The sequence below is a fragment of the Gordonia rubripertincta genome, assembly GCF_038024875.1.
Classification (GTDB): Bacteria; Actinomycetota; Actinomycetes; order Mycobacteriales; family Mycobacteriaceae; genus Gordonia; species Gordonia rubripertincta.
The window spans coordinates 1,529,363-1,540,897 of sequence record NZ_CP136136.1; the positions used below are offsets into that span (position 1 = coordinate 1,529,363).

11 protein-coding genes are annotated in these 11,535 nt (G+C 67.5%); 5 read left to right on the forward strand and 6 right to left on the reverse strand.

Going from position 1 to position 11,535, the window contains the following annotated elements; translation table 11 throughout:
• Window positions 1-48: 48 nt before the first annotated feature.
• Complete coding sequence (locus RVF83_RS06900; RefSeq protein WP_005199255.1) at window positions 49-1,296, forward strand: lipase family protein; 1,248 nt, start codon at window positions 49-51, stop codon at window positions 1,294-1,296.
• 24 nt (window positions 1,297-1,320) lie between these two features.
• On the opposite strand, the gene RVF83_RS06905 is transcribed toward RVF83_RS06900, so the two are convergent.
• The 5 genes from RVF83_RS06905 to RVF83_RS06925 all read right to left on the reverse strand — a co-directional run bounded on the left by RVF83_RS06905 (window position 1,321) and on the right by RVF83_RS06925 (window position 6,294).
• Window positions 1,321-1,533, reverse strand: a complete 213-nt coding sequence (locus RVF83_RS06905) for a hypothetical protein (RefSeq protein WP_005199254.1) — start codon at window positions 1,531-1,533, stop codon at window positions 1,321-1,323.
• A 169-nt stretch (window positions 1,534-1,702) separates the two neighbouring features.
• Entirely contained in the window at window positions 1,703-2,107 is a 405-nt protein-coding gene (locus RVF83_RS06910; RefSeq protein ID WP_005199253.1) for a four-helix bundle copper-binding protein, read from the reverse strand.
• Between the two features lie 440 nt (window positions 2,108-2,547).
• On the reverse strand, window positions 2,548-3,972 hold the full coding sequence (locus RVF83_RS06915; protein WP_005199252.1) for a lipase family protein: 1,425 nt from the start codon (window positions 3,970-3,972) through the stop codon (window positions 2,548-2,550).
• A gap of 95 nt (window positions 3,973-4,067) precedes the next feature.
• On the reverse strand, window positions 4,068-4,688 hold the full coding sequence (locus RVF83_RS06920; RefSeq protein WP_005199251.1) for a TetR/AcrR family transcriptional regulator: 621 nt from the start codon (window positions 4,686-4,688) through the stop codon (window positions 4,068-4,070).
• A gap of 4 nt (window positions 4,689-4,692) precedes the next feature.
• On the reverse strand, window positions 4,693-6,294 hold the full coding sequence (locus RVF83_RS06925; RefSeq protein WP_005199250.1) for a Rieske 2Fe-2S domain-containing protein: 1,602 nt from the start codon (window positions 6,292-6,294) through the stop codon (window positions 4,693-4,695).
• 126 nt (window positions 6,295-6,420) lie between these two features.
• Between RVF83_RS06925 and RVF83_RS06930 the strand changes: the two genes are divergently transcribed.
• From RVF83_RS06930 to RVF83_RS06945, 4 genes are read left to right on the forward strand one after another with little or no spacing between them, the layout of a single operon-like run.
• Window positions 6,421-7,035, forward strand: a complete 615-nt coding sequence (locus RVF83_RS06930) for a TetR/AcrR family transcriptional regulator (RefSeq protein WP_005199249.1) — start codon at window positions 6,421-6,423, stop codon at window positions 7,033-7,035.
• A 35-nt stretch (window positions 7,036-7,070) separates the two neighbouring features.
• Window positions 7,071-7,829 (forward strand): lysophospholipid acyltransferase family protein, encoded by a 759-nt coding sequence (locus RVF83_RS06935; protein ID WP_005199248.1) that lies wholly within the window; start codon window positions 7,071-7,073, stop codon window positions 7,827-7,829.
• 17 nt (window positions 7,830-7,846) lie between these two features.
• Window positions 7,847-8,674 carry a lysophospholipid acyltransferase family protein gene (locus tag RVF83_RS06940; protein ID WP_005199247.1) on the forward strand — a complete coding sequence of 276 codons (828 nt, stop codon included), beginning with the start codon at window positions 7,847-7,849 and terminating at the stop codon, window positions 8,672-8,674.
• Entirely contained in the window at window positions 8,671-9,504 is an 834-nt protein-coding gene (locus tag RVF83_RS06945; protein ID WP_005199246.1) for a Cof-type HAD-IIB family hydrolase, read from the forward strand. Before RVF83_RS06940 ends, RVF83_RS06945 begins: the two co-directional genes overlap by 4 nt.
• A gap of 19 nt (window positions 9,505-9,523) precedes the next feature.
• Here the strand turns inward: RVF83_RS06945 and RVF83_RS06950 are convergent, their stop codons facing one another.
• A complete protein-coding gene (locus tag RVF83_RS06950) occupies window positions 9,524-11,125 on the reverse strand; it encodes a peptidoglycan recognition protein family protein (protein ID WP_005199245.1) in 1,602 nt (533 codons plus the stop codon).
• Window positions 11,126-11,535: the final 410 nt, after the last annotated feature.

An 11,535-nucleotide genomic window follows, 5' to 3' on the forward strand; every position in this document is an offset into this window, starting at 1 on the left:
GCCGCTTAAGCCGTCCAAAAGGCGACAACCCCGGCATCATTACTGCCCATGCGCCTGATGCTGCGGTTCCTGGCGACGCTGACCTCCGTGATCGGCATGGGGGTCTCCCTGTGTCTGGTGGCCCAACCGGCGACCGCCGCGCCAGTGCCGAACCCGGTCGCGGCGCCGAGCAGGCTCCCGTCGCAGGACCCCTTCTACGTGCCGCCCCGCGGTTACGAGAACCGGGTGCCGGGCGCGATACTACGAACCCGCCAGGTTCAACTCGGTTGGCGTGGAACGGATGTGCCGATCTCCGCGACGCAGATCCTGTACCGCAGCACGAACAACTTCGGCAAGCCGACGTCGACGGTCACCACCGTGATCTCTCCGCCGGGGGTCGGGCCAGGGGCGCCGCGTCGCCTCGTGTCGTACCACTCCTTCTACGACGCGCTGGGTTCCCAGTGCGACCCGTCGTATACGCTGCGCGGCGGTAACATGTCCGAGCGACCGATCGACATCAGCCTGGTCACCGGCCTGATGGCCGCCGGGTACACGGTGTCGGTGCCCGACTACGAGGGACGTGGACTGCGCTGGACGATCGCCCGCGAATCCGGGTACGCCGCTCTCGACGGTCTCCGGGCGACGCTGCGTCAACTTCGCGCCCCGGCGCACACGCCGATCGGACTGTTCGGCTATTCCGGCGGATCGGTGCCCACCGGGTTCGGTGCGGAACTGGCACCGAAGTACGCACCGGAGCTCAACATCATCGGGGCGGCGGCCGGCGGAGTGGTCGTCGACCCCATCCACAATCTGGGTTACATCAACGGTAAGCAGGACTGGGCCGGGGTCATCCCCGCGCTGATGGCCGTATACAACGAGACCTACGACCTGAACCTGGCCGGCTACCTGTCCCGGAAAGGCACTCGCATCCTCCGTCAGGTGGCCGGGCAGTGCATCGAGCAGTTCGCCGACAATTACCCGGGGCTCACCGACCGTCAACTTCTCCAGCCTCAGGTCGGTGGCATCCTCGACGTTCCCGGTGCGCGCCAGGCCCTTTCGAAGAACATCATGGGGACGCTCGGAACCCCGCGCGCGCCGATGATGCTGGGAGTAGGGAATTCGGACGGCACAGGCGACGGCGTGATGATCACCGCCGACGTCGCGCGTCTGGCCGGTAGTTTCTGCCGTCGCGGTGTGCCCACGACGTTCACCGAGTACCGCGGTCAGTCACACACGGCGGCGTTCATTCCCTGGAGCGTCGAGGCTCTTGCGTTTCTGGACAACCGGTTCGCCGGACGTCCGACGGGAGGCTGCTGAGGCAGCCGCCCGCCGGCATCGCAACTACTCTGCGTCGGCTGAGGGATGAGTGTTGGTGCCGCCATCGGAAACCTCGAAGTTCTTCCACTCGCCGTTGTCGTGGACCTGCATGACGGTGCCGAGGCTGTCCTCGGGTGCGGCGACGGTCTTGAACCAGTCGTATGCACTGGTGGCGTCATCGAAATCCTTCTCCTCGATGACCTTTTCGTCGGAATCCACGACGCGGTACTGAGCCATGTTCTTCTCTCCTCACTGTCGGGTTCGACCAGGGCGCCTCTGATGTGGCGCCACATTCGACCGTATTCAGTTGCCTACCCACAGTGGCTGGGTGGCAATCATCGCCGTCGGATCGTGCCCGGCCGGCAACGCCTCGGTAACGATGGGCGTCTTCGGGTTTGAGTCGTGTTCAGCCGAGCACCTCGAGCAGCCGGCGGCAGGCCTCCTCGCAGCGTCGGCAGACGTCCGCGCAGATCCGGCAGTGCTGATGCATGTCGGCGTGCTTCGCGCATTCGTCAGCGCAGGCTCCACACGCGATGGCGCACGCTTCCAACGTCTCCCGCACCACCGCGATGCTGGCCTCGGTGCGTCGGAGCAACACTCGTTCGGTGACGGAACACAGGTCGGCACAGTCGAGGTCGGCGCGGATGCACTCGACGAGGTGCTCCACGCCGCTCTCGCCGAGGCATGCGTCCGCGCACGAGGTGCAGGCCTGCGTACATTCAGCGCACGCCTGGATACAGGCCGCGAGCACGGCGTCGTCGATGTCGTCGCGGACCGGATGTGCCTCGAGTATCTCGGTGACAGTCGTCAATGATTTTCTCCCTGTCGTATCGGGGAAACGTCGATTTCAGTTAGAAATCGTGTACCCGCGACACCCCGGAATGAAACTGCCCGCGTTGGGTAACCGTCGGGACGTGACCAGCGGCGATGCAACCAGCAGCATCCGAGATCCCTGGGGTCAGCGCACTCCGTACGGTCCAGGCGACGACTTGCCCAGCCGTCGGCGATCGGCTTCTACACGTCGGCCAAGTGTGCGACCTCCGATGCCGAGGCTCGGCACGTCCTGGACGGCGATCTGCTCGCGATCACCAGCCCCCGGGGCACCATCACCGCCTCGGCACGCATCACGGGCATCCGCCCAGCCCATCTTCAAGACCGGCGTCGCGTCACTCGCCCTGGTGCGGCCGGGTCGCCGGTGATGCGGGGTGCACATCACCGGCGACTCCCCGCCGCGCGGGCCGGAGCCGTGCCCTAGGGCAGGCGCGGAGGATTACCGAGTTCCTGGTTGATCGCCAGAGCCAGGTTGTTGCCGACGAGATTCACGAACGCGCGCCAGGTCTTCGGATCGAGGGCCATCGAACCCTGATCGGTTGTGGTGCAGCCGATCCCAGCCGGTCTGCCGTCCAGTCGATCCCGCATCCACACGATCCCCGGTGCGAAGCCCTCGATCGCGAGCGAGACGTGCTCGCTGAAGTGATCGCGGACGTATCGGACACTGGCATCCGGGTCGGCGCAGTAGGTGCCCACCAGTTCGTTCACCGGGCCGACCGGGGCGATCCAGTCGGGATTCGACTGGTAGACGAACATCGGAAACCGCGGGACATGCTCGCCCATCTTCAGCTGTCCCAGCACTTTTCGCGGCGTCGGGTGGCTCAGCGGATCAGGTAGGTTCACCAGGCCCTTGATGTCCACGAACGGTGCCAGCGCGGCCTGGTAGGTGAGACACAGAGGATTCTTGCTCGCGAGCAGCGCCTTTCCGAGCGGATTTAGATTGCGCTGCAGGAACCGGTCGAGTTCGGGGTATTCGCGGCTGACGCCGATGATGCCGGCGAGGATGAGCCCCGACGCGGCGTTCCTGTCGGCCAGGTCCACCATGGCCCGGATGTCCGCGGGGACACCGCCTTCGGCCGCACCGACGATCGGCAGCTCCGGCGCGTACTGCTCGTGGAGCTCCGCGGCCCAACCGGTCGCGATCGCTCCGCCGGAGTAACCCATCATCCCGACCCGCAGGTCCTTCTTCAGTCCGAGCGGCGCGAAATCGCGTGCGCCGCGGATGCCGTCGAGGGTGATCCGTCCGGCGAGAGGGCCCGCTGCGAAGGCGGATTCGGGTCCCTGGTGGTCGGGGATCACGACCGACCAACCGGCGCCGACCAGCGACGTGATCTGCAGGACCTCGTAGGCGGAGTCCACCGACCCGGTCAGCTGACCGGGGATCGATGCCTGCTGCAGCGCATATGACGGTGAGCAGTACAGCGCGGTCGAGTCCTCGGCAGACTGCCACGACACCAGCTTCGACGGTCCGGGCCTCACCGGCCCCCTCGGCTTGAGAACGGTTGCGACCGCGGGAATGGCCTCACCCCGGGTGTTGGTCGAGCGGTAAGAGATCTGCCAGGCGTCGACGTTGATCGGGATCACCGACAACGCGGCGAGGTGGACGCGCCGGGCGGCGATCAACTCGCCGGGCTTCTTGTCCGCGTATACCGACGCCGGGGGTAGGTAGAAGTCCTTGTCGAACTCGGGGATGGCCGGCGGGACCGGAAACGGGAGGGGTGGCGCAACGGGTACTGCGGCGGCCGTCCCGGCGCCGAGTGCTGTACCGCTGACGAGCGCGAGAGTCAGTGCTGCGATGAATGTTCGCAGGCCACGTCCCGTTCTCCTGCCGGATGCCCGACCCATGAAGACCCCCTCGAGATAGTGAGACGTCTGTGTCTCACACTTTGAGCGAACATACATGGATGTGTGCCGGCGCACAATCGTCGGGCAGGGAAGGGCTAGAGCGCGGCAAACGCGAGCAGGATGTCGGACAGGACCGAGACGATGTCGTCGAGCGTTGCCGGGTCCGGCGCCACGCTCCAGCGGTGGACGAGCCCGGTGAGGGCGCCGACATAGGCGATCGCGAGGTGGCGTTGCCGTTCGCTCGGTGCGCGCCCGGCGAAGTCGGCCATCGCCGCGACGAAGAACTCGACCCACTCCTCACGCCCGTCGAGGCGGTGCTGCTCGACGCGAGAGCTCACGCCCACGATCTGGACGAACGAGACCTCCGCACGACGCGGGTCGGTGCCGACCGAGGTCATGTAGGCGCTCATCGCGGCGGTGGCCAATTGCCTCAGATCGCGGGATGCCATGCCCGCCAACGCTTCTGCGACGGCGTCGCGGGCCGCGTGCTGGATCTCGTCGTACAGCGCGACGAGCAGGTCCTCGCGGTCGCTGAACTCCTCGTAGAACTGCCGCCGCGAGAGCCCGGCGGCCCGGCAGATGGAGGTCACCGAAGAGCCGGCGTATCCGGCGGCACCGGTGAACTCGACGAGGGCGGCGTCGAGGAACCGACGCCGACGCTCGGCGGCGCGATCGCTGACCGGCCGCCCGGCGTAGGTCCGTTCGGACGCCGTCATCGCGTCAGTCGAGCTTGCTCGCGCGCAGCTCGTGGCCCTTCGACGTCAGGCAGCGGCCAGAGGTCAGGTCCCACTGCCAGCCGTGGAGGTTGCAGGTCAGTTTCTCGCCCTCGATGACGCCGAACTTGCCGAGGTCGGCCTTCAGGTGCGGGCAGCGACGCTGGATCTCCCAGCCGTCCTTGGTGATCGAGGCCGAATCGTCGTGGGCCTCGGCGAACCAGCCGTCGGCGTAGGCGATGCGCTCGTCGGTCAGACACTTGAAGAAGGTGTAGAGGAACTCGTTGTATCCGCCGATGCGCCACGTGGTGAAGCGCGTGGACAGGAAGATGGTGTTCACCCAGTCCGGCTCGTTGTCGCGGAGGACCGTGCGCACGAGTTCGGTGGCGATACGGAAACCGTAGCGGTACTTGCCTTCTCCCTCTTTCGGTTCGCGCACGATGCGGTTGGGGAAGTCGAGTACGACGGTCTCGGTGGCGTCGTTCGCCGGACCGCCGCCCGGGGTCATCACCAGGCCGACGGGGTAGCCGATGCCGTCGCAGATCAGATCCGACTGGGCCATGATCGGCTCGAAGAGCTCGCGGAGCGCGCCGATCAGCGGTTCGCCCTCGGCGGGTGCCCAGGTGGCCTTGTCCGCGGCGATGACCGGCGCGAACTTCTCCTTCATCCGCTCGAGGTAGGCGCGTTTGTTCTCGCCGAACACGTCGCCCGGCGCGTACGGGTGGCTGACCTCGTTCAGCGTCGAACCGGTGAAGTCGGCGACCGAACCGGAGACCATCATCAGACCGCGATGCTTCTCGCCGTCGTCGGTGCCGTGGATGCGCATCTGCTCCAGGAAGGTCTCCTGGTCCGGGAAGATCGAGGTCTCGTCGGCGGTCTCACCGGAGCCGAAGTCGTTGAGGTAGAACAGCTCCTCGTCGAGGAACATCGGCGGGCCGGCTGACGGGACGACCCAGGTCGCGCCTACCTGCTCGATGTAAGAACGCGCACGGTCCATTCCGCGCTGACGCTTCTGAGAAGCGAAATTGGCCTTCGACTTCCGCGGGATGTCGTACACCATCGGGTACCAGATGGCGCCCGAGTACTGCAGGAGGTGAACGTCGACGTGGCCGAACGCGTCGTCGATGACGTCGAGGTCGATCGGGCGGGCGTCGTTCATGTTGAAGCAGACGGTCTCGCCGTCGGAGACGATCAGACCGCTGTCGCCGATAGGCCCGTCGGCGGGCGCGCGCAGTGCGATGATCATGACGTCGAGCGAACCCTTGTCGTTCGTCACCGTCGTTTTCACCGAGTCGGTGGTCTCGATGAACTTGGTGAAGCCGAGCTTCTCGAGCTCGCGACGCAGGTCCGGCACCGGGTAGTCGGGGAGCAGGACCGTCGCGTCCTTGCTGACGTTCTCGCGGAGGTTCTTCTCGTCGAAGTGATCCCGGTGGAGGTGCGAGACGTAGAGGTAGTCGCAGTCGCCGAGCGTCTTCCAGTCGAGTTCGGAGTTGTCCGGGAACGGTACCCACGAGGCGAAGTAGGTGGGGTTGACCCAGGGGTCGCAGAGGATCGATCCGGCGGTGGTCTGGATGTGGAAACCGGCATGACCGATGCTGGTGATCTGCACGTAGGGGCCTTTCCTGGTGTGCGCGGGGCTGCCGCGGCGAGCACTACAGGCCTCCAGGGTATCGAGCCGCCATTTCCCGTGGCGTGGGCCATGAGTCCCACCCCGCGCAGATGCGACGATGAACACATGAGTTCGGGGAAGCTGTGGCGCGGACAGACGCTCGAGGACCGGTCCACCGACCGGCGCGAGCAGATGCTGGCCGTCGCCGAGACCCTGCTGGGAAGCGGCGGCACCGGGGCGGTGACGATGCGCGCGGTCGTGCGCGAGGCCAACCTGAGCCCGCGCTACTTCTACGAGAGCTTCGAGTCGACGGAGCAGGTGGTCACCGCGGTGTACGACCGGGTCACCGAACAGCTCCTCACCCGGATCGCCGGCATCGAGCGGCCCGACGACCTGCGGGGAAGCGTGCGTGCACTGCTCGAGGTCTTTCGCGAGTTCTTCCAGGACAACCCGGGCCGAGCCCGTATCCTGCTGCGCGAACCGCTCGCCGACGACGTCCTCCGCGCGCATCGCGCGGCCACCGTTCCCGGATTCGTCGAAACCGTCCTGGGCATGGTCGCCGACGAGAACTCGCTCGCCCCCGAACGCGTCGCGGTGATCTCCTCCGCGCTCACCGGCGCGCTCGTGGCCCTTTACCTCGACCACATCGACGGCAGGCTCGCCCTGACCCCCGCACAGCTCTCCGACGCCGCCCTCGACCTCGTGTTCGCCGTCACCCGGATCGGTGCGACCGACGCCTGACCTCTACCGGGAGCACGATCGCTAAGCTTTGCGGCATGGAACCCGTCTACGACACCGTGATCACCGCCGCCCGCCTGCTGTGGCTGGCCGAAGGTCTCAAGTTCAAGGTGTCGGGCGTCGAGCACGTCCCGGCCGAGGGCCCCGGCGTCGTCGCGATCAACCACACCGGCTACCTCGACTTCACCTACGCCGGCATCCCCGCTCACCTCCAGGGGCGTCGGAAGGTGCGGTTCATGGCGAAGAAGGAGGTCTTCGACAACAAGATCTCCGGCCCGATCATGCGGTCGCTGAAGCACATTCCGGTCGACCGCGCAGCCGGCGCCGACAGCTACCGGGCTGCGGTCGAGTACCTCAAGCGCGGTGAACTCGTCGGCGTCTACCCGGAGGCGACGATCAGCCGCAGCTTCGAGCTGAAAGCGTTCAAGTCGGGTGCGGCACGCATGGCGATCGAGTCCGGTGCGCCGATCATCCCGACCGTCATCTGGGGTGCGCAGCGCGTGTGGACCAAGGGACACCCGAAGCGGCTCGGCCGCACCGGCTACCCGATCTCGATCGGGGTCTGCGAGGCGCTCGAGCCCACCGGCGATCCCGACGCCCTCACCGCAAAGCTGCACGAGGTCATGAGTGCGAAGCTCCTCGAGCTGCAGGACGCCTACGGCGAGCATCCCAAGGGTGAGTTCTGGGTCCCCGCACGCCTCGGCGGCTCGGCGCCGACGCTCGAGGAGGCGAACCGCATGGACGCCGAGGAACAGGCCGAACGTGCCGCCAAGCGCGCTCAGCGTCACAACCCCTGACCGTTAACCTGGGAGGCATGAGCAGCGGGCCGCGTCGAGGACGGGAGCCGGTTTACCGGACCCTCGAGATCATCGCGAACACGCTCGTCCGCGCCCAAGCGCTCGGCCTGCACTTCACCGGGATCCAGAACATCCCGGAAACCGGCGGAGTGGTGCTGTGCATCAACCACACCGGCTACGTCGACTTCATCCCGGCCGCGCTGGGCGTGCAACGTGCCGGCCGGCGGACGCGGTTCCTCATCAAGTCCGAGGTGATGGATGTCGCGATCATGCGCTTCCTGGTCAACCACACCAAGACCGTTCCGGTGGACCGGTCCCGCGGCGCCGACGCCTACCGCGCGGCACTCGAACGCCTCCGCGACGACCACGTCGTCGCCGTCTATCCGGAGGCCACGATCAGCCGCAGCTTCGAACTCAAGGAGTTCAAGAGCGGCGCGGTGCGGATGGCCGCCGAGGCCGGGGTCCCCATCGTCCCGGCGATCGTGTGGGGCGCCCACCGGCAATGGACCAAGGGCGCGCGCCGGAACATGGGCCGTCGCCGCATCCCGGTGCACGTCCGATACGGATTGCCCTTCACCGTCGACCCAGAAGAGAAACCCGAACGCGAGACCTTGCGGCTACACGAGGTGATGGGCTCCATGCTCCACGAGGTCCAGGACGCCTACGGCCCGCACCCGGCGGGTGAGTTCTGGGTTCCGGCCCGGCTCGGCGGGTCTGCACCGACACCGCAGGAGGCCGCGGTCATCGAGGCCGACGAAGCGCTTCGCAAGGCCGAAGCCCGCGCCCGCAAGGCCGCGGCGAGAGAACGCGAGGCCACCCAGGCCCGAGACAGAGGAAACAGATGACATTCGGTCCACCCACCCTCATCGCCAGCGACGTGGACGGAACACTGATCGACGACGAGAACCGGGTGTCGTCGCGAACCGTGTCCGCGTTGTCGGCGGCCCGTGCGGCGGGCGTCGAGTTCGTGCTCGCGACCGGCCGCCCGCCCCGGTGGATCGCCGAGATCACCGATCAGTTCGCCGGCACCGATGCCTTCGTCCGGTACGCGGTGTGCGCCAACGGCGCCATCATCTACGACGCCGAGCACGACCGGGTCCTGTGGTCGGCCAACCTCGAACCCGACGCCCTCGTGAAGCTGGGAGAGATCGCCTACCGGCAGATCCCGGGATGCGGTATCGCCGCCGAACGTGCCGGACGGTCGGCGCACGACGCCGCCACGCCGCCGTTCGTCGCGAGTGCCGGTTACGAACACGCCTGGCTGAACCCGGATCACGTCGAGGTCGGCGACGACGAGGTTTTCAGCGAACCGGCGGTGAAGCTGCTGGTGCGCAAACCGGACATGCCGAGTGGCGAGATGGCCGCGCGTCTGGAGCCGTTAGTCGGCGACCTCGCCCAGGTGACGTTCTCCACCGACAACGGCCTCGTCGAACTGTCGGTGCCCGGTACGCACAAGGCGTCCGGACTCGCGCGCCTCTGTGAGGCGACCGGGCTACCCGGCGACGGCGTGATCGCCTTCGGCGACATGCCCAACGACGTCGAGATGCTCACGTGGGCGTCCCACGGCGTCGCCATGGGGCACGGCCATCAGGCCGCCCTCGACGCCGCCGACGAGATCACCGTCGGCAATAACGACGACGGCGTCGCGAAGGTCCTCGAGCGCTGGTTCGCCTGAACCGATCGACCCGCGCGTCTCACGCTGCCGGCGGGGCTGCCTCCGGCGCCGGCGCGGGGGCCTGCCCGGGTGCCCCCGGCTCGGCGGGCGGTGCTCCCTCCGGGGTCGCCTCGGGAGTCGCCTCCGGGGCCGGCGCTGCGCCACCCGCCAGCGCGCGGACCTGCTCCAGCGCCGCGTAGCCGTGCACGCCGGGGCAACTGGTGCTGTTGTAGTCGCGGTGGCCGGAGATCATCGGCAGGTTGGACTGCGTCCCGGCCGCGAACTTGGTGCCCGCGAAACCCTCTGACATCAGGGTCGCCGTGCCCGCGGGGTTCAGACCCGCCTTGCCGAGTCGCCAGCGCAGGAAGCGTCCGGCTGCGGCGACCGCCGCCGCGGTGGGCGGCACCTCCTCCAGGTTGCCGATGAACGACAGGCCGACCGTGTCCTTGTTGAACCCGCCGGTGTGGGTGCCCTCCACGTTGCGGTCGAGTCCGCCGAACGCGCCCTCGAAGATCTGCCCGTACTTGTCGACGAGCACGTTGTAACCGATGTCGCACCAGTTCAGGCTCTGTGCGTGGTAGGCGTAGATACCGCGCACGATCTCGACCGACTGCTGCGGGGTGTAGTCGTTGCTGCCCGCGGTGTGGTGCACGATCGCGCCCTTGAGCTGCGGCGAGTACACCGGCTGTGAGCAGCGGATCCCTTCGTCGGCACCCCACTGCTGACGCGCGACCACCTGCGGCCCGCCGGTCAGCGGGGACAGCAGCGACGAACCCAGGGACAGCAGCCCCTCCGGGCTGATCAGCGTTGCCTTGAGAGTGTTGAGGGCCGTCTCGGCCAGCTTCGTCACGATCTCGCTTCCAGAGCCGACGGCCAGCTGGGCCAGGTCGCCGCCCTGGGTCTCGGCGGCCGGGATCGCCAGACCGTCCTTCGACGCGGCGACCTGCACCTCCCGCGCATCGCCGACCCACACCGGTTCGGTGCCCGCCGGTTTCTCGGCACTCGGGGCGCCGCCCTTGGAGATCTGCTCCAGGACGGTCCACGGACTCCAGGTCCCGTCGGGCTGCTTGGCGCGCAGCTTCAGGTCGACGTCGACGGGGCGGTCCCAGGTGAAGGCGACCATCTTGATGGGGTCCTCGCGCACGATGTGCGTCACCGCGGCACCCACCTCGCGCCCGTCGCGCATCGTCGTGACGGGCGGGGGAGTGGTGCTGGTCGGAGCGGGAGCCGGGTCCGACTCGGTCGTCGACGGCGCGGGAGCCTCGGAGGAAGTGGTGGTCTCCGGTGCACCGGAGTCGGGGGTGCTCGACCCGGGAGTGCTCGGTGTCAAAGCGCTCGGCACGATCCCCTTCGGCAGCGGGACCGTCAGATCGGGGAGGGGGAACGCATCGGGGTCGATCTCCGGCAGCGCGACGCCCGCGGCGGCGAGGCCCGACGACGCGACGTCGAGGATGGCGGCGGGCAGCTCACGCAGTGGCACCTGCTCGATCTCGGTGTTGGCGATCTTCCGTTTGTTGTCGACGAGCCGGGTGTCGCCGGCCTGCGGGCCGGAGGTGCTCGCGATCACCGCGAACGGACTCGCGACCACCGCCGCGGCGATGGCCGCGAGAGCGATCGAATGCTTCGGTCGGGGGTAACGCACTGGGGGTCTCCTCGCCGGAGGGTGTCCGGTCATCGATGCGATGCGCAGCCTCGCGCGCCGGGCGGGCGTCGAGGCGTGCTCGGTCTCGGCCGCCATCGTGATGCGGGGCCGCCCTTGGTCGACACGCCACACGCCGACTTCGGACCACTCGTGACTTTCTTGTTACTTATGAGGCTGGTGTTACTGGTGATATTCCTGAGGTCACGATTGCGGTCACAACTCGTGATCCGGTTGTGATCTGCTCGACTTGGTGAACTCGAATGAGGTTCACTAATGTCACGTAAGTCCCAATCGTCACATCGGCCACGATCGAGTGAAAGTTGTAGCTCCAAGGCAACTTATGAGGCTGGTGTCGTCGCGACCGAAGGATGTGTTCTGCAGTGAACGAAGCCCGACCCAGACGGCTCCTG

What these genes read in the sequence shown, in the direction of transcription:
- RVF83_RS06935 (WP_005199248.1), top strand. Translation starts at nt 7,071, where the DNA reads ATGGAACCCGTCTACGACACCGTGATCACCGCCGCCCGCCTGCTGTGG.
- RVF83_RS06915 (WP_005199252.1), bottom strand. Translation starts at nt 3,972, where the DNA reads ATGGGTCGGGCATCCGGCAGGAGAACGGGACGTGGCCTGCGAACATTC.
- RVF83_RS06920 (WP_005199251.1), bottom strand. Translation starts at nt 4,688, where the DNA reads ATGACGGCGTCCGAACGGACCTACGCCGGGCGGCCGGTCAGCGATCGC.
- RVF83_RS06930 (WP_005199249.1), top strand. Translation starts at nt 6,421, where the DNA reads ATGAGTTCGGGGAAGCTGTGGCGCGGACAGACGCTCGAGGACCGGTCC.
- RVF83_RS06945 (WP_005199246.1), top strand. Translation starts at nt 8,671, where the DNA reads ATGACATTCGGTCCACCCACCCTCATCGCCAGCGACGTGGACGGAACA.
- RVF83_RS06905 (WP_005199254.1), bottom strand. Translation starts at nt 1,533, where the DNA reads ATGGCTCAGTACCGCGTCGTGGATTCCGACGAAAAGGTCATCGAGGAG.
- RVF83_RS06940 (WP_005199247.1), top strand. Translation starts at nt 7,847, where the DNA reads ATGAGCAGCGGGCCGCGTCGAGGACGGGAGCCGGTTTACCGGACCCTC.
- RVF83_RS06900 (WP_005199255.1), top strand. Translation starts at nt 49, where the DNA reads ATGCGCCTGATGCTGCGGTTCCTGGCGACGCTGACCTCCGTGATCGGC.